This window comes from Thalassospira profundimaris (assembly GCF_003326755.1).
GTDB classification, from domain to species: Bacteria; Pseudomonadota; Alphaproteobacteria; order Rhodospirillales; family Thalassospiraceae; genus Thalassospira; species Thalassospira profundimaris_B.
Window position 1 is genome coordinate 166,683 of sequence record NZ_JPWH01000002.1, and the last position, 16,226, is coordinate 182,908.

The 16,226-nt window shown below is 55.5% G+C and carries 16 protein-coding genes; 6 read left to right on the top strand and 10 right to left on the bottom strand.

The window, feature by feature from the left end:
• Positions 1 to 4: 4 nt before the first annotated feature.
• The 9 genes from radA to rpsF form a co-directional block, all read right to left on the bottom strand.
• A complete protein-coding gene (radA, locus tag TH25_RS03805; RefSeq protein ID WP_114087101.1) occupies positions 5 to 1,417 on the bottom strand; it encodes a DNA repair protein RadA in 1,413 nt (470 codons plus the stop codon).
• 115 nt (positions 1,418 to 1,532) lie between these two features.
• Positions 1,533 to 2,309 carry an ABC transporter ATP-binding protein gene (locus tag TH25_RS03810; protein ID WP_114087102.1) on the bottom strand — a complete coding sequence of 259 codons (777 nt, stop codon included), beginning with the start codon at positions 2,307 to 2,309 and terminating at the stop codon, positions 1,533 to 1,535.
• 15 nt (positions 2,310 to 2,324) lie between these two features.
• Positions 2,325 to 3,098 (bottom strand): MlaE family ABC transporter permease, encoded by a 774-nt coding sequence (locus tag TH25_RS03815; protein WP_114087103.1) that lies wholly within the window; start codon positions 3,096 to 3,098, stop codon positions 2,325 to 2,327.
• 54 nt (positions 3,099 to 3,152) lie between these two features.
• The gene (gene alr, locus TH25_RS03820) at positions 3,153 to 4,274 is read right to left on the bottom strand and encodes an alanine racemase (protein WP_114087104.1); all 1,122 of its coding nucleotides are present in this window, start codon (positions 4,272 to 4,274) and stop codon (positions 3,153 to 3,155) included.
• A 31-nt stretch (positions 4,275 to 4,305) separates the two neighbouring features.
• On the bottom strand, positions 4,306 to 5,847 hold the full coding sequence (locus TH25_RS03825; RefSeq protein ID WP_114087105.1) for a replicative DNA helicase: 1,542 nt from the start codon (positions 5,845 to 5,847) through the stop codon (positions 4,306 to 4,308).
• A gap of 194 nt (positions 5,848 to 6,041) precedes the next feature.
• Positions 6,042 to 6,632, bottom strand: a complete 591-nt coding sequence (rplI, locus tag TH25_RS03830; protein WP_114087106.1) for a 50S ribosomal protein L9 — start codon at positions 6,630 to 6,632, stop codon at positions 6,042 to 6,044.
• Positions 6,632 to 7,573: a DUF2232 domain-containing protein gene (locus TH25_RS03835; protein WP_114087107.1), complete on the bottom strand. Its 942-nt coding sequence runs from the start codon at positions 7,571 to 7,573 to the stop codon at positions 6,632 to 6,634. The genes rplI and TH25_RS03835 overlap by 1 nt, the downstream gene beginning before the upstream one ends.
• A gap of 49 nt (positions 7,574 to 7,622) precedes the next feature.
• Positions 7,623 to 7,856: a 30S ribosomal protein S18 gene (gene rpsR / locus TH25_RS03840; RefSeq protein WP_073956518.1), complete on the bottom strand. Its 234-nt coding sequence runs from the start codon at positions 7,854 to 7,856 to the stop codon at positions 7,623 to 7,625.
• A gap of 23 nt (positions 7,857 to 7,879) precedes the next feature.
• Positions 7,880 to 8,248 (bottom strand): 30S ribosomal protein S6, encoded by a 369-nt coding sequence (rpsF, locus tag TH25_RS03845; protein WP_073956517.1) that lies wholly within the window; start codon positions 8,246 to 8,248, stop codon positions 7,880 to 7,882.
• A 451-nt stretch (positions 8,249 to 8,699) separates the two neighbouring features.
• Here rpsF and TH25_RS03850 point away from each other — a divergent pair, with 451 nt between their 5' ends.
• The 6 genes from TH25_RS03850 to mltG all read left to right on the top strand — a co-directional run bounded on the left by TH25_RS03850 (position 8,700) and on the right by mltG (position 15,229).
• Complete coding sequence (locus TH25_RS03850) at positions 8,700 to 10,493, top strand: chloride channel protein (protein ID WP_114087108.1); 1,794 nt, start codon at positions 8,700 to 8,702, stop codon at positions 10,491 to 10,493.
• 267 nt (positions 10,494 to 10,760) lie between these two features.
• A complete protein-coding gene (gene fabD / locus TH25_RS03855; RefSeq protein ID WP_114087109.1) occupies positions 10,761 to 11,702 on the top strand; it encodes an ACP S-malonyltransferase in 942 nt (313 codons plus the stop codon).
• Between the two features lie 36 nt (positions 11,703 to 11,738).
• Positions 11,739 to 12,479, top strand: a complete 741-nt coding sequence (fabG, locus tag TH25_RS03860; RefSeq protein WP_114087110.1) for a 3-oxoacyl-[acyl-carrier-protein] reductase — start codon at positions 11,739 to 11,741, stop codon at positions 12,477 to 12,479.
• Positions 12,480 to 12,645: 166 nt separating this feature from the next.
• Positions 12,646 to 12,882 carry an acyl carrier protein gene (locus TH25_RS03865; RefSeq protein WP_073956513.1) on the top strand — a complete coding sequence of 79 codons (237 nt, stop codon included), beginning with the start codon at positions 12,646 to 12,648 and terminating at the stop codon, positions 12,880 to 12,882.
• An 86-nt stretch (positions 12,883 to 12,968) separates the two neighbouring features.
• Positions 12,969 to 14,228, top strand: a complete 1,260-nt coding sequence (fabF, locus tag TH25_RS03870; RefSeq protein ID WP_114087111.1) for a beta-ketoacyl-ACP synthase II — start codon at positions 12,969 to 12,971, stop codon at positions 14,226 to 14,228.
• Between the two features lie 89 nt (positions 14,229 to 14,317).
• Positions 14,318 to 15,229, top strand: a complete 912-nt coding sequence (gene mltG, locus TH25_RS03875; RefSeq protein WP_258549020.1) for an endolytic transglycosylase MltG — start codon at positions 14,318 to 14,320, stop codon at positions 15,227 to 15,229.
• Between the two features lie 102 nt (positions 15,230 to 15,331).
• Here the strand turns inward: mltG and TH25_RS03880 are convergent, their stop codons facing one another.
• Positions 15,332 to 16,111 carry an SDR family NAD(P)-dependent oxidoreductase gene (locus TH25_RS03880; protein WP_114087113.1) on the bottom strand — a complete coding sequence of 260 codons (780 nt, stop codon included), beginning with the start codon at positions 16,109 to 16,111 and terminating at the stop codon, positions 15,332 to 15,334.
• Positions 16,112 to 16,226: the final 115 nt, after the last annotated feature.

Sequence of the window (16,226 nt, forward strand, 5' to 3'; positions counted from 1 at the left end):
CTGTTTAATACATGCCTTCGCGCGGGCGCACCTTTTCGCGAACATCTTGGCCGAATAAATTTACCAAATCCTGAAGATGACTGATTTCAACCTGTTTCAGGCCCTTGATGGTCAGCTTCTTTTTCGCGTTCTGGCCGTGACGGGGAATATAGCCATTGGCAAAGCCCAGTTTGGCCGCTTCTTTCAGGCGGGCTTCGATTTGCCCGACCGGGCGGACTTCGCCAGAAAGGCCGATTTCGCCAACAATGACGGTTTCGGCCGGAACTGGCACATCGGCCACAGCAGAAATAAGGGCAGAGGCGACGGCAAGATCGGCGGCGGGTTCACCGACGCGAAGCCCCCCCGCAACGTTCAGGTAAACGTCAAACTGGCTAAGCGGCAGGCCACAGCGGGCATCCAGCACAGCCAAAATCATATTCATGCGGGCGGAATCCCAACCGACAACGGCACGGCGTGGGGTTGCCAGGGCCGATTGCGCGACCAGCGCCTGAATTTCCACCAGCATCGGGCGGGTGCCTTCCAGCCCGGCAAAAACGGCGGTGCCACTGACGGGCGCATCACGGTCGGCCAGAAACAGGGCGGACGGGTTGGGGACTTCGACCAGCCCGGCATCGCCCATTTCAAACACGCCAATTTCATCTGTGGCCCCAAAACGGTTTTTGACTGCGCGCAAAATACGGAACTGGTGGCCGCGTTCGCCTTCAAAATACAGCACCGTATCCACCATATGTTCCAGCACACGGGGACCGGCGATCTGGCCTTCCTTGGTGACATGGCCGACCAGGATCACGGCAAACCCCTTGCGCTTGGCAAGGCGGATCAATTCCAGTGCACAAGCCCGTACCTGGGAAACGGTACCCGGTGCACTATCGAGCGTATCGGCATACATGGTCTGGATCGAGTCGATGACGACCACTTCATGGCTGCTTTGATCCAGTGTGGTGATGATGTCGCGCAGGCTGGTGGCGGCGGCAAAATCGACTCTGGATTTTTCGAGGCCAAGGCGGGCGGCACGCATGCGCACCTGGTCAACCGCCTCTTCGCCCGAAATATAGGCGCATTTATGCCGTGCGGCCAAAACCCCGACCGCCTGAAGCAATATGGTGGATTTGCCAATACCCGGGTCGCCGCCCACCAGCAGGGCAGAACCGGGAACAAGGCCGCCGCCACAGGCGCGGTCCAGTTCGGTAATGCCGGTAATGATGCGGGGCGGGCGGGCACTTTCGCCCTCCAGGGCGACAAAATCCAGTTGTTTGCCGCGTGCACCGCCGGTGATACCGCCGGTCGCCTTCGGCCCCGCCTCGATGCGTTCTTCCTCGATGGTGTTCCAGGAATCGCAGGCATCACAATGGCCTGTCCATTTCCGGTATTCGGCACCGCAATTCTGGCAGATGAAACGGCTTTGGGTCTTTGCCACGAAAAGCTCCGCTGAATTTTAACATGTCGGCTATCACGCAGTTGCCCGTGCCTTTGGCAGGGGGGCGGGCCTGTAAGCCGCTTAAAGCGTGACGATAGGCAATTTTTTATCGGGGTTAAAGATGCTTGAGGTCAAGATCAAGCGGACCTTCGGTATTGCCCGAGATGAATTGCTGCAAATAGGGATTGTCGCTGGTTTCAACATCGGCAACCGGACCATCCCAAATGATCGTTCCCTTGTAAAGAAAGGCAATACGATCGGCAATTTTGCGCGCACTGGCCATGTCGTGGGTAATGGTCAGTGCACAGGCCCCCAGCTCCCGCGTGCATTTGACGATAAGGTCATTAATAACATCGCCCATGATCGGGTCGATGCCGGTTGTCGGTTCGTCAAAAAACAGAATTTCCGGGCGGGTGGCAATGGCACGGGCCAGGCCAACACGCTTTTGCATCCCGCCAGATAGCGATGCAGGGGACAAAGGCGCAATTTCCGGGCCCAGACCCACATCGGAAAGGCGTTTAATGGCAATGTCGTGCGCTTCCTTGCGGGGCATGCCCTGGCCCTCGATCAGGCCGAAGGCGACATTTTCCCAGACCGAAAGCGAATCAAACAAAGCCGCCCCCTGAAACAGCATGCCGGATTTGGCCTGCATGGCTTCATTGGTCTTGCGGTCCGCCCCGACCATTTCCACGCCATCAATTTTAATCGAGCCACTATCGGGCGTAAGAAGGCCGAGAATACATTTCAGCGTGACGGATTTACCCGTGCCCGAACCACCAATGATGGCAACAGATTCGCCAGCGGCAACATCCAGGTTAACGCCCTGCAGGACCTTTTTGGTTCCAAACCCCTTGTGAAGGTCGGTCAGGCTTATTTTCGGGCTGTCAGACATGTTTTGCGGCCCTGCTTAGCGAACAAAGAACAGTTCGGTCACGACATAGTTGGCGATCAGGATCAGGATGGAGCTGGAAACCACGGCATTCGTGGTGGCCTGCCCAACGCCCTGCGCGCCGCCGCGCGAATGATAGCCCTGATAACAGCCCATCAGCGTAATGATAAAACCAAATACCGCCGCCTTGACCAGCCCCGAAACCACATCAAGCGTTTCCAGATACTGAAAGGTGTTTTGGATATAGGAGCCGGAATTAAAGGACAGTTTGTTCACGCCCACAATGTAACCGCCCATCACCCCGATAATATCGCCAATGAAAACAAGGATCGGCAGGGTAATAAGCCCGGCAAGCACGCGCGGGACCACCAGATATTTAAACGGGTTGGTCGAAAGTGTGACCAGCGCATCAATCTGTTCGGTCACCCGCATGGTGCCAATTTCAGCCGCAATGGCCGCACCGACCCGGCCTGCCACCATCAAGCCAGCCAAAACCGGGCCCAATTCGCGGGTCATGGAAATGACAACCACGGTGGCAACGGCACTTTCGGCCGAAAAACGTGAAAAGCCGGAATAACTTTGCAGGGCCAGAACCATACCGGCAAACAGCGTCGTCATGGCGACAACCGGCAGCGAATAATAGCCGATTTCGCACATTTGTTTAAAAATCAGCCGGAAATAAAAGCGCGGTGTAACGCAATGCACCAGCGTTTTTACGGCAAAGATTGTGACCCGGCCGACAACAGCCAAAAATGCAAGAAATATCCGGCCTATTGGCGCTAAAATCGGCATCTGGGACGTTATTCCCCTGTTCTTGGCGTTCTGGTAGCGCAAACGCGCACCGGATCAGCCTTCGGTGTAAACCCGCTGATAACGATGACCAAGCGAGGTCAGGATTTCATAACCAATGGTACCGGACATAGCACCGATATCATCGACCGTACAGTCTTTGCCAAGCAGCGTTACATCGTCGCCCGGTTTCAGTTTGCCTTCCGGAAGGTCGGTGATATCAAGGCCAAAGGCATCCATTGACACACGTCCTACCATTGGCGTCTGAATTCCGCCGATCTTGAGTTTCCCTGCATTGGAAAGATGGCGCAACCAGCCATCGGCATAACCGGCAGCAACGGTTGCAATTACGGAAGGCCGTTCAGCCCGCCAGGACGCACCGTATCCGACCGATTCACCGCTGTCAATCTGGCGTACTTGCAGCACCTTGGCCGTGAGCGTGACCACATTGCGCATCGGGTTGGTTTTTTCCGGTGTCGGATTGCCCCCCCAAAGCGCGTAACCGGGGCGACAAAATTCCAGATGATAGTCGGTATGGCGGAAAATGGCCGATGAATTGCAAAACCCGCGCGGGGCAGGCGGCAGGCGGCGATACCATTTCATGAACAGGTTGTATTGTTCACGGGTAATCGGGCTTTCGGCTTCATCAGCGGCGACCGGGTGGGTCATGTAGCCAGCCTTTTCAAAGCCGTATAAAAGCTGCGAATGGCGTTCGATCAGGGCCTGCAATTCACGTGGCGACAGGCCGGTGCGGCCCATGCCGGTATCAAGATGGATGAAGGCCGGTGCCGGGCGTTCATATTCGCGACACAGATTTGACCAGCGTTCGATCTGGCCCAGATCGTTCAAAACCGGGATGACATCGTTTTCGATAAAGAATTCTTCATCGCCTGGCATCAGGCCGTTAAAAACCGCAATACGACCGCCCCCCCGCAATAATGGAAACAGGTCGGCGGCCTCGTTGGCATGGGCGACAAAAAACAGGCGGCAGCCCTGCTTTTTCAAAACCGGCACAATCGCCTTGGCACCCAGGCCATAGGCATTGGCCTTTACCACAGCCCCCATCGTGCGGCCGGTATAGGTTTTTTGCAGGCGCTGATAGTTTTCAGCGATGGCTCTCAGGTTGATTTCCAGCTGTGCGCAATCTGCCGCACGGCCAGGGGCGGGAAGGACGCTCATCGGCTTAAAACCCCGTTATGGACATAGTGGGTTATTCGTCAAAGTCTTCGGCGACATGATCAAGATCGCCAAATTTGGTGTAGTTCCCGTCAAAAAACAGACGGACGTTACCGACAGGACCATGGCGCTGCTTGGCAACAATCACTTCGGCAGTGTTGTAAACGTGATTGAGCCGTTCCTGCCACTGCGAATAGCGTTCCGAGAATTTTTCATTGGATTCTTCGGGCTTTTGGGCCGGTTCGGCACGTTCGAGATAATATTGTTCGCGGTAAATGAACATCACCACGTCGGCGTCCTGCTCGATCGAGCCGGATTCACGCAGGTCCGAAAGCTGCGGACGTTTGTCATCGCGCTGTTCAACCGCACGCGAAAGCTGCGAGAGGGCCAGAACCGGGCAGCCCAGCTCCTTGGCGATGGCTTTAAGCGAGCGGGTAATTTCGGAAACTTCCTGCACACGACCATCGCCACGAAAATTGGTCGGCGGGGCGAGAAGCTGCAAATAGTCAACCACGATCATGGCAAGACCGTGCTGCCGCTTGAGACGGCGGCAACGGGTGCGCAGGGTGGATACCGGCAGGGCAGGGGTGTCGTCGATATAAAGCGGAACGGTGTTGAGTTCACGCGAGGCAATGACAAGGCGTTCAAAATCGTCCTCGGTCAAATCACCACGGCGCATATTATCGCCCGAAACTTCGGCCGCCTGGGACAGCAAACGTCCAGCAAGCTGATCGGCCGCCATTTCAAGCGAGAAAACGGCGATCGCGCCGGTGCGCAGTTCATCGTCCTGGTCTTCGGGGTTATTTCTATTTTTATGCGATGAAATTGCCGCGTTAAAGGCGACGTTCATTGCCAGCGCGGTTTTCCCCATCGACGGACGACCGGCAAGAATCAGAAGGTCGGACGGGTGCAAACCACCCAGTTTGCGGTCAATATCGCGAAGGCCGGTGGTAACACCAACCACCTTGCCCGCATTTTTATAGGCATGCTCAACATTTTCGACCGCCTTGGTCAGCGCCGGACCAAAGGCGACAAAGCCCGATTCCGCCGCACCCGCCGTTGCCAGGGAAAACAGCCGCTGTTCGGCATTTTCGATCTGGTTGGAGGCATCGGCATCGAGTTCATATTGATAGGCATCATTGACGACATTTTCGCCAATATCAATCAGCTCGCGACGCAAATACAGGTCATAGACCAGTTTGCCATAGTCCCCGGCATTGATGACGGAAACCATGTTGTTGGAAAGTTCGGCCAGGTATTGCGGGCCACCAATTTCGGCCAGATGTTCGTCCTGGCGAAAAAAGGCTGATAACGTCACCGGGTTGGCAAGCTGTCCGCGCTCGATCAGTTTGCCACAAGCCTCGTAGATGCGACCATGCCGGGCATCGGCGAAATGTTCCGGGCGCAACATGTCTGAAACACGCTCGTAGGCGGCGTTATTGTTCAGGATGGCACCCAGCAACGCGGCCTCGGCCTCAAAATTATGAGGGGCCATGCGTTCAAGCGAAACTGTAGGGTTGGCACCTTCGTCTGCATCCAGCGGCGCAAACAGGGCATCGAGTTCGGGTTCATTCATGATGGCGGAGGGTACCAGTCATCCTGTTGAGCTGAAAGCCTAAAACCGGTTTGGTCATAGCCGGTATACCTTAACCGCAAAGGTCGGTGAAGGCGCAACCTGTTGGTTGTGAAGATAAAACCGGCTGTTGGGCAAAAGAAAACGGCGCATCCGTTGGGATACGCCGTTTTCCGAAACCGTCAAAACAACACCGATCAGGCGTTGGCAGCAGCAGCTTCTTCTTCGCCAGCAGCTTCGAGGTCTTCCTCGGCAGCTTCTTCAGCGAGAGCTTCTTCTTCTTCCATCTCTTCGATGGTGCCCAGAACGGCCGCACCTTTACGAAGCTGCTCGGCGGCGTCTTCTTCGGTACGGGCGACGTTGGCGGTCACCGTGATCAGGACTTCCGGGTGCAGGGCGACGGTAACGTCGTGCAGTCCCAGGGTCTTGATCGGGGCGTCCAGGCGAACCTGGCCGCGCGAAATGGTGCAACCCGCTTCGGTAACGGCGGTTGCGATATCGCGTGCCGTGACAGAACCGTAAAGCTGACCAACGTCAGAAGCCTGACGGACCAGGGTAACGGCCAGGCTGCCGAGGCTTTCGGCAACTTTTTCGGCTTCGTTACGGCGTTCCAGGTTGTCAGCTTCAAGCTGGGCTTTCTGTGCTTCAAACACAGCAATGTTTGCCTTGGTTGCGCGCAGGGCCATGCCCTGGGGCAGCAGGCGGTTGCGGGCGTGGCCCGGCTTTACGGTGACAACGTCACCCATCTGGCCGAGTTTTTCCACCCGCTGGAGCAGAATAACTTCCATCACCGATCCTCCTCATTGCTACGGGTCATCGGTTGGTTCCCCCGCAGCCTGATTAAATGCTCAACAATTCCAAGTCCGCAAATCGCGATAAACGACCAGCTAGACAGAACCGCGACGATATAAAATACCGTCAATATCAAACGTTTCTGCGGCCATCGGGCTGCCTGCCCGTGTATGAGTGCCAGACCCTGAAACAGGAACGGCACCGCCAATACAACCGCGACGTTGCGTGCGATATAGGCCAGGTTGCCATCGCCAAACGCGATGGAGGCCCCGGCCAGGGCGAACGCAAAAAGTGACCAGCCAGGTAATTCAAGCGACGCCAGACTTGGTGTCGGGCGCAGGTTTTTGCCTGCGCGTATCAGAATTGCCTGTGCAATCATGGCATTGACCAGAACCATAAGGTACCAGGACAAAGCCGCAATTGCCGGGAAGTATGCCTGGAAGATGGCGATGACCTGTTGGACTTCCGTGGTTAACGGAACACCCATTGAAGAATACATCGTCGAAAAGAAGTGAGCGATCACTTCCTGTATTTCCAGACCTTCCGCCGCAACGGTTGCAAGGATAATTGTCACTATCACTGCAACTGCCAGGGCCATGACCGCCAAAATGATGCCGGGCTGAATGAACTTCGGTTTCCCGGAGTCGTCGGCCCGCATAATCAGCGCCACGCGGGTCAGCATCGTCGCTGGTCCGGCTATCACGACCAGAAAGACCGTGAAGGGCATGACACCACCCAGCAAAAGCAGGGCAGCACATGCCGCAAGCGCCGCAACCAGCAGGCTTTTGGGTCCCTGCCACAATCCGATCAGGAAAAGTGGCAAATGCCCGAAATAGGAAAGCAGCAAAGCCAGCGGACTTCCTGTCAATACCAGCAGGAACAGAAGCGCACTGCCCAGTCCTGCTCCGATAGATGTCAGGGTATCACGCGAAGACATTGGCTACTCCGTGGCCGAGACCGCAAAACAAAGTCTCTTGCCGACTGCCTCAGACCTGGTCTGCGTAAGGCAGCAGCGCCAGAAAACGAGCGCGTTTGATAGCCTTCGAAAGCTCACGCTGTTTTTTGGCCGAAACGGCCGTGATACGGCTCGGAACGATCTTGCCGCGTTCGGAAACGAAACGCTGCAACAGTTTGACATCTTTGTAGTCGATCTTCGGCGCGTCCGGACCCGAGAACGGGCAGGTTTTGCGGCGACGGAAAAACAGACGACGTCCAGCCATGATATATCCTCCTCGTTACTCGATTACTGACGCGGGCCGCTGCGGCGGTTGCCACGGCTGCCGCGCTCGTCGCGGTTACGCAGAATGGCAGACTGTTCTTCTTCGAACTCGTCAACCTTTACGGTCATCTGACGCAGAACGTCTTCATTGAAGCGCATCTGGCGTTCATATTCCGCAATCGCGTCCTTGTCGGCTTCGATCTGGAAGAGGGTATAGTGACCCTTGCGGTTTTTCTTGACCCGGTAGGTCAGGGAACGAAGACCCCAGTATTCGGTTTTGGCGACGGTTGCGCCCAGGCCGGTCAGGATTTCGTTCAGTTTTTCGTTCAGGGCTTCGACCTGTGCAGTCGAGAAGTCCTGACGTGCAATATACACGCTTTCGTACTTGCTCATAATTCTCCTAATCACTCCTTGTGGCTTGTCTCTTCCTGGCACGACCTCATGTCGTGCAGGCATAGCCGGGTTCGTCCCGGCAAGGAGCCGTGAGCGGGCGAATATACACTTTTCGCAAATTGGTGCAACGGCAAATGCCGCGATATTCGCACGATTCGACATCCCTTCCGTGCAGGCCAGCGTTGCACAATCCTGACGGCGCAGGCAGGGGGGATCAATTCGTCACAAAAGCGTTGCACTTTTCTAAGAGCGGCTATGCAGAGCCGGATATTCCCTTGATTTATAAAGGGTGTGCGAGTAAGCCTTAAGGCCATTCGTCGAACCGGTCGACCTCCCATTCTTGCACGATTTTCCTGCCTCCCCCTCTTAATGACAACAAAAATTGCGGGGCAGGGGACAGGTGTTACTGGGCGCAACGCCGGGATATACTCAGAACGTACATGGTTTGGTGATGGTTGAATCCCAGGTTGAAGGCGCGTCACCCCGGCGCGCGACACTTGTTACATTATGTTTTTTTTCGCTCGTTGTTGGCATTGTGACCGGCTATGGCGCGGTGGCGTTTCGCGCGCTGGTCGCCCTGATTCATAATTTGGCGTTTTATGGCACTTTTACGCTTGATTATGATGCCAACATGCTGACGGAACCCTCGACATGGGGACCGCTTATTATTCTGGTCCCCGTTATTGGCGGGATGCTGGTTGTTTTTCTGGTCAACAATTTTGCCCCCGAAGCCAAGGGCCACGGTGTGCCCGAGGTGATGGACGCCATATATTTCAAACAGGGGCGCATTCGCCCGCTGGTGGCGGTGATTAAATCGATCGCATCTGCACTGTCAATTGGTACGGGTGCTGCTGTTGGCCGTGAAGGACCGATCATTCAGATTGGGGCATCGCTGGGCTCCAGTATCGCGCAGGTTCGCAACCTGCCAACGGGGCAGCGCATTACGCTGCTCGCGGCCGGTGCAGGTGCCGGTATTGCGGCGACATTCAATACGCCACTGGGCGCGGTGCTGTTTGCCATCGAACTGATGATGCCCGAAGTTTCGACCCGGACCTTCCTGCCGGTCGTGATTGCAACCGGGGCTGCGACGTATATCGGTCGTATTTCCTTTGGTCTGGCACCGGCCTTTGAAGTGCCGCTGGCGGCCATTCCCCAGGTTTCGGCAATCGATCTTGAAGCACTTGTTATTTATGTGGTGCTCGGTGTTCTTTGTGGTGTTGCCGCGTGGATGCTGATCCGTTCGATGCTGATTACCGACAAGTTTTTCAAGAAACTGCCGGTCAATGACTATGTGCGTCACGCCATTGGTATGCTGTCGGTCGGCATCCTGATGTATGTTCTGCTGCTAACGGCTGGCAACTATTATGTTGATGGTGTTGGTTACGGCACCATTCAGGAAATTCTGCGGGGCGGGATGACGACATTGCCGCTGCTGGTGATCCTGTTCTTTGCCAAAATGTATGCCACGTCGGTCAGTATCGGATCGGGGGCATCGGGCGGGGTGTTTTCGCCCTCGCTGTTTATTGGTGCGACGATGGGCGGTGCCGTTGGTGTGGTTGGCACCATGATTTTCCCGCATGCAGGCATTAATCCGGCGGAATTTGCCCTGGTCGGTATGGGCGGTGTTGTTGCTGCCGGTACGGGGGCCGCCATGACCGCGATCATCATGATATTCGAGATGACGCGCGACTATAATATTGTCGTGCCGCTGGTGGTGTCTGTTGCCATTGCACTGGGCATCCGTCGCATGCTGATCAGCGAAACCATCTATACCTCCAAGCTGGTATTGCGCGGAAAGCACATTCCCAAGGAACGTCACAGCAATATGTTCATGGTGCATCCCGCCCATGAGGTCATGGACCGTGAACCGATTTTCCTGGATGCCGCGATGCGCGTTTCCGAAGCGGTTGAAAGCCTGACGCCAAAACCGAAAGTTGCCTCGATTGTTGTGGTGTCGGGCGACCGTCTGGTCGGGGTTCTGCCAGACATTGATCATCTGTTCGCCATTGTCGGGGAAAGGGGCACCGATACCCTGGCCGACATTGTGGACGAGGATTTCGTGGTAGTTGTGGATAAAACCACATTGTTTGATGTGATCAAGCGTATGCACCGCCGCAATGCCCGTTCTGCCATTGTCGTGCAGCCCTGTCGCGGCTTGCCGCGTCAGTCCGATGTGCGCGGTGTGATTACCAAATCCCATATTTCGGACAGTGTTGTCTCGAGTATGCAGAACTATCTCGATTAGACTGTGACGCCCTTTGGCGCCGGTGTCTTTTGTGCCGGTTCGTGTTTCATATATGAAAAGGCAGTAGACAATTTATCAAGTTTACTGCCTTTTTTCTTGCAATCGTGAATTTCTAAGCCACCTTTGTGAGCAATCCGGATTTTCCAGGGCGACATAACGGTGTCTAGCCTTGACAGGACGGTTCGGCGCGTTATCAAGGGGGCCTTTTAAAATGTCGGGCCGGGTGTGCCGGGTGACATAAACGCAGACAAGGGTGCTATATCCATAATGACACGCGCATTTGTATTCCCCGGTCAGGGGTCGCAGGCTGTTGGTATGGGCAAGGAACTGGCTGATGCCTTTCCTTTGGCTCGTGAAGTGTTTCAGGAAGTTGATGACGCACTTTCCCAGAAGCTCAGTACGCTGATGTTTGAAGGCCCGGAAGGGGATTTGACCCTGACGGAAAATGCCCAGCCCGCCCTGATGGCTGTCAGTCTGGCTGTTACCCGTGTTCTTGAAAAAGAAGGCGGCTTTGCTCTGACCGATAAATGCGAACTGGTTGCCGGGCATTCGCTGGGCGAATATTCCGCCCTTGCTGCTGCCGGAACGTTTAGCATTTCCGATGCTGCCCGTTTGCTTAAAATCCGTGGTCAGTCCATGCAGGCTGCTGTGCCTGTCGGTGTTGGCGCGATGGCCGCCCTTTTGGGCCTGGACTTCGCCGATGCTGCCGCCGTTGCCGAACTGGCCGCCCAAGGGGATGTTTGCACGGCCGCCAATGACAATGCCAATGGGCAGGTTGTTGTTTCGGGCCATAAGGCTGCGGTGGAGCGTGCGATTGAAATTGCCAAGGAAAAGGGTGCAAAGCGCGCCGTTCTGCTGCCGGTTTCAGCACCGTTCCATTGCGCCCTGATGCAGCCTGCAGCTGATCGCATGGCGGAGGCCCTTGGCGAAGTTACCATGAATGCACCGAAAGTACCGCTGGTTGCCAACGTAACCGCAGCCAAGGTGCAGGATGCCGATGCCATCCGTGATTTGCTTGTTAAACAGGTTTGCGGCACAGTGCGCTGGCGTGAATCCGTGCTGTATATGAAAGAGCAGGGTATTTCCGATTTGGTGGAAATCGGTGCAGGCAAGGTACTGAGCGGCATGGTGCGCCGAATTGATCGTGATCTTAACGGAACCGCAATTAATGGTCCGGCAGATATAGAAGCCTTTCTGGGCGCGCTTTAAACCGCTCCAGTTTGAAAAGTGACAGGGACGAAACATATGTTTGATCTGACAGGTAAGACCGCACTGGTGACCGGGGCAACCGGGGGCATTGGTGGCGAAATTGCCAGGATGCTTGCGGCGGCGGGTGCAAAGGTTGCCCTTTCCGGGACGCGGGCAGAACGCCTTGAAGCCGTTGCTGCCGAAATTGGTGAAAACGCTGTTGTGGTGCCGGGTAATCTTTCCGACAGTGCGTCGGTTGATGGACTGATCAAGCAGGCGGAAGAGGCCCTTGGCGGCCAGCTTGACATTCTGGTGAATAATGCCGGTATCACGCGTGACCAGCTGGCAATGCGCTTAAAGGACGAAGACTGGCAGGCGGTGCTGGATGTCAACCTGACGGCCGCGTTCAAGCTGGCCCGCAATTCGCTGCGTGGTATGATGAAGCGCCGGTTTGGGCGCATTATCAACATCACCTCGATTGTTGGTGTTACCGGGAATCCGGGCCAGACCAACTATGCCGCGGCCAAGGCGGGCATGATTGGCTGGTCAAAATCGCTGGCACAGGAAGTGGCGGCACGCGGTATTACGGTAAACTGTGTCGCGCCGGGTTTTATTACCACGGCGATGACCGAAGAATTGGGTGATGCCCAAAAAGAGAAGCTGCTGGGGGGCATTCCGGCCGGTCGCATGGGCGAGAGTGCTGAAATTGCCGCAGCGGTTTTGTATCTTGCAAGTAATGAAGCCGGATATGTTACCGGCCAGACCTTGCATGTGAATGGCGGAATGGCGATGATTTAACCCGTTGCGGGTTGCCTGCTTTTCTGCTTAAAAGAGGCCGCTATATCAAATTGCCGGAACCGGCAATTACGGTTGCCGGTTTCCACGGTCCCGGTTCGCACCGAAAAAGGGCGGACTTACGGATAAATTAAACTACTGACAGAGAACCTATTGAAGGATTTAAGCTATGAGTGATGTCGCAGATCGCGTGAAGAAGATCGTTGTCGAGCACCTCGGTGTTGAAGAAGACAAGGTCACGGAAAACGCCAGCTTCATCGACGATCTGGGCGCCGACAGCCTGGATACTGTCGAGCTGGTTATGGCGTTTGAAGAAGAATTCGGCGTTGAAATTCCCGACGATGCCGCTGAAAAAATTCTGACCGTCAAAGACGCGATTGACTTCATCGAAAAGGCAAACGGCTGATTTTGCTGTTTGACGCGGGCGCCGGAGGCATCCTCGGGCGCCCTTTTCGTCTTTGCAATTTTCATAAAATAAAGGCGTAAAGCGGGATGAGACGCGTAGTTGTAACCGGTATTGGCGCAGTCACGCCTGTCGCAAATGGTGCCCAGGCAACCTGGCAGGGGCTGCTGAACGGACAATCGGGCATTAAAGCCATCGATAATTTCGATGTGTCTGATATTCCCGCCAAGATTGCGGGGATGGTTCCGCGTGGAACGGGCGCTGGCGAGTTTAATGCCGAAGATCATGTTTCCGTCAAGGACATGAAAAAAATGGACGATTTTATCGTCTTTGGCATTGCTGCTGCGGATCAGGCGCTTGCTGATTCCGGCTGGGCGCCGGAAGAAGAAGAAGACCGTGAAGCCACCGGTGTCATGATTGGATCGGGCATTGGCGGTTTGCCACGTATTGCCGAATCTGCCGGATTGCTGGCAGAAGGCAAAATTCGACGTATCAGTCCGTTCTTTATTCCGTCCTGCCTGATTAACCTGGTTTCCGGCCAGGTGTCGATCAAGCACGGTCTGAAAGGCCCGAACCACGCCGTTGTTACCGCATGTTCCACTGGCGCACACGCCATTGGCGATGCCTCGCGCATGATTATGCTGGGCGATGCTGACGTGATGGTGGCCGGTGGTGCCGAAGCCGCAGTCTGCCGATTGGGCATGGCGGGTTTTGCTGCTGCCCGTGCGCTCTCGACCGGTTATAACGACACCCCGACCGAAGCTTCCCGCCCGTGGGACGAAGGCCGCGACGGTTTTGTCATGGGTGAAGGTGCCGGTTGCGTCGTGCTTGAAGAATACGAGCATGCCAAGGCGCGCGGCGCAAAAATTTATGCCGAAGTTGCCGGGTATGGCATGTCTGGCGATGCCTATCACATCACTGCCCCGGCATCGGATGGTAATGGTGGTTATCGCTCCATGCGCAATGCCTTGCGCAATGCCGGTATCAATCCGGAACAGGTTGATTATGTCAACGCGCACGGCACATCGACTCCGTTGGGTGATGAAATCGAACTGGGTGCGGTAAAACGCCTGTTTGGCGATGCCATTAATTCGGTTTCCATGTCCTCGACCAAATCGGCAACCGGGCATTTGCTGGGGGCTGCTGGCGCGATCGAGGCTGTGTTCTCGATCCTGGCGATCCATGAAGGGGCGGTTCCGCCGACCCTGAACCTGAATAAACCGTCCGAGGCCTGCCTCGGGGTTGATCTGGTTCCGCTGGAAGCCAAACAGCGCAAGGTCAATTACGCTTTGTCGAATTCGTTCGGCTTCGGGGGCACCAACGCGTCGCTGGTGTTCAAATCGGTCTAACAAGTCAGTAGGGGAACGCATTGCGGCGTTTTCTGCTCTTACTTGGTATGTTATGTATCACCGCCGCGTTCGCTATCGGGGGCGTGGCGGTGTATGTATATATTGCCTATACCTCACCCAGTCGTCTTGCCCAGGGTATTGACATTGTCATCCCGCAGGGGACTGGCGTTCGCCAGATTGGTGCTATTCTTTCCCGTCAGAAAATTGTTTCCGATCCGCTGATCTTTTTGGTGGGTGTGCGGGCTGCTGGTCTGGATCATGCGCTACAGGCGGGGGAATATCATTTCCCGGCCCGTGTCAGTCCCCGGCAGGCTGCGGAAATTCTGGCGTCAGGCGAAACCGTCAAGCGGTTTGTCACCATTCCTGAAGGATTGCGCAGTATCGAGATTGTCGATCGGCTTGATCGTGTTGACGGGCTGGTTGGCACCATTGATACCGTTCCCGATGACGGAACATTGCTGCCGGAAACCTATCAATTTTCCTATGGCGATAGCAAAAAAAGCATCCTTGACCGGATGCAGGCCGCCCAGGCGGACTTGCTGGACCGGTTGTGGCCCCAGCGCGCGCCCGATTTGCCGATAGATACGCGTCAACAGGCGCTGACTCTGGCATCCATTGTTGAGCGTGAGACGGGAATTGCTGCCGAACGGGCGCGGGTTGCCGGTGTTTTCGTCAATCGTTTGCGCAAGAATATGCGGTTGCAGTCAGATCCGACTGTTGCCTATGCCGTCAGCCCCAATGTGCCACTTAATCGTGCGCTGACCCGCGCGGATCTGAAATATGAAAGCCCTTACAATACCTATGTTGTAAACGGCCTTCCGCCAGCACCCATTACCAACCCCGGGCGCGAGGCGATTTACGCGGTCTTGCATCCGGCGGCAACAGATGAAGTTTATTTTGTTGCCGACGGGACAGGGGGCCATGCCTTTGCCCGTACCCTGGACGAACATAATCGCAATGTAGCGCGCTGGCGTAAATTGCGGGCCCAGAGTGCTGATTAAAAACCAAAGGTTTTAGCCAGCCTTTCGGGCCCGGCATTGCATCGGGCGTTTAATCGTCCGGGCCCGGCGATGCCGGGCTGACCGGTTTTGTCGTTGAACCGCTTAACTGCTCTGTCGGGACGGCTTTTGGGGCAGACGGGCGGTAACGCGTTCATACAGAGCGGATGGAAGATATTTCAGCAATTTCGTTGCCATGTTCATTTGCCAGGGAAACGCGATCAGGGCTTTGTTTTTGCTTAACCCGCGATCTATGATTTTTGCGGCTTTGTCGGCTTCCATCAGGAAGGGCATTTTAAAATCGTTGGCGTCGGTAATGCGGCTTTTGACAAATCCGGGACAGATGACATTCACCCGGATACCGGTTGATTTAAGGCTGCCGCGCAGGGCTTCGCCATAGACACGAACCGCGGCCTTGCTGGCGCAATAGGCAGGCGCAGTGGGAAGGCCGCGCCACGATGCCTGGGAAGACATAATCGCAATCTGGCCCCGGCCATCACGTGTCATCAATTCAATGGCCGGATCAATGGTGTTTAACACGCCTTCGACATTGATCGACATGATCTCGCGAACCTGGTCTGGCGTTTCACCAAGCCCGCCGCTGCCTGCCGAAATACCGGCATTGGCGACGACCAGACTAAGCGGCATAATGCCATAGCACTGCGTGACATATTGGTGCATGACCTCTGCATCCGTGACATCAAGGATGTCGGCAAAGACATTGGCACCGTTATTTCGGCAGTCATTCTCAACCTGTTTCAGGCGCGATTTGCTCCGTCCGCTGATAAACAGGGTTACGCCGGGGCGGGCATAATGCCGTGCCAACGCCGCCCCAATGCCCGAACTGGCACCTGTAATCAGAATTGCGTTATATTGCAAAGACATGCGAGGATATGTTCCGCTTCATGAATGTCGCATTTTCTGCGTGTTTAAAACCGGGGCGAACATGACGGATGATTGGGGCATCAATATGAAAGTTCGTCAGGAAGTTTACGTGTTT

Bases quoted from the DNA above. Each gene is read 5' to 3' on its own strand.
- TH25_RS03810 (WP_114087102.1), bottom strand. From the start codon at position 2,309: ATGTCTGACAGCCCGAAAATAAGCCTGACCGACCTTCACAAGGGGTTT.
- TH25_RS03815 (WP_114087103.1), bottom strand. From the start codon at position 3,098: ATGCCGATTTTAGCGCCAATAGGCCGGATATTTCTTGCATTTTTGGCT.
- alr (WP_114087104.1), bottom strand. From the start codon at position 4,274: ATGAGCGTCCTTCCCGCCCCTGGCCGTGCGGCAGATTGCGCACAGCTG.
- TH25_RS03825 (WP_114087105.1), bottom strand. From the start codon at position 5,847: ATGAATGAACCCGAACTCGATGCCCTGTTTGCGCCGCTGGATGCAGAC.
- rplI (WP_114087106.1), bottom strand. From the start codon at position 6,632: ATGGAAGTTATTCTGCTCCAGCGGGTGGAAAAACTCGGCCAGATGGGT.
- TH25_RS03835 (WP_114087107.1), bottom strand. From the start codon at position 7,573: ATGTCTTCGCGTGATACCCTGACATCTATCGGAGCAGGACTGGGCAGT.
- rpsR (WP_073956518.1), bottom strand. From the start codon at position 7,856: ATGGCTGGACGTCGTCTGTTTTTCCGTCGCCGCAAAACCTGCCCGTTC.
- rpsF (WP_073956517.1), bottom strand. From the start codon at position 8,248: ATGAGCAAGTACGAAAGCGTGTATATTGCACGTCAGGACTTCTCGACT.
- TH25_RS03850 (WP_114087108.1), top strand. From the start codon at position 8,700: ATGGTTGAATCCCAGGTTGAAGGCGCGTCACCCCGGCGCGCGACACTT.
- fabD (WP_114087109.1), top strand. From the start codon at position 10,761: ATGACACGCGCATTTGTATTCCCCGGTCAGGGGTCGCAGGCTGTTGGT.
- fabG (WP_114087110.1), top strand. From the start codon at position 11,739: ATGTTTGATCTGACAGGTAAGACCGCACTGGTGACCGGGGCAACCGGG.
- TH25_RS03865 (WP_073956513.1), top strand. From the start codon at position 12,646: ATGAGTGATGTCGCAGATCGCGTGAAGAAGATCGTTGTCGAGCACCTC.
- fabF (WP_114087111.1), top strand. From the start codon at position 12,969: ATGAGACGCGTAGTTGTAACCGGTATTGGCGCAGTCACGCCTGTCGCA.
- TH25_RS03880 (WP_114087113.1), bottom strand. From the start codon at position 16,111: ATGTCTTTGCAATATAACGCAATTCTGATTACAGGTGCCAGTTCGGGC.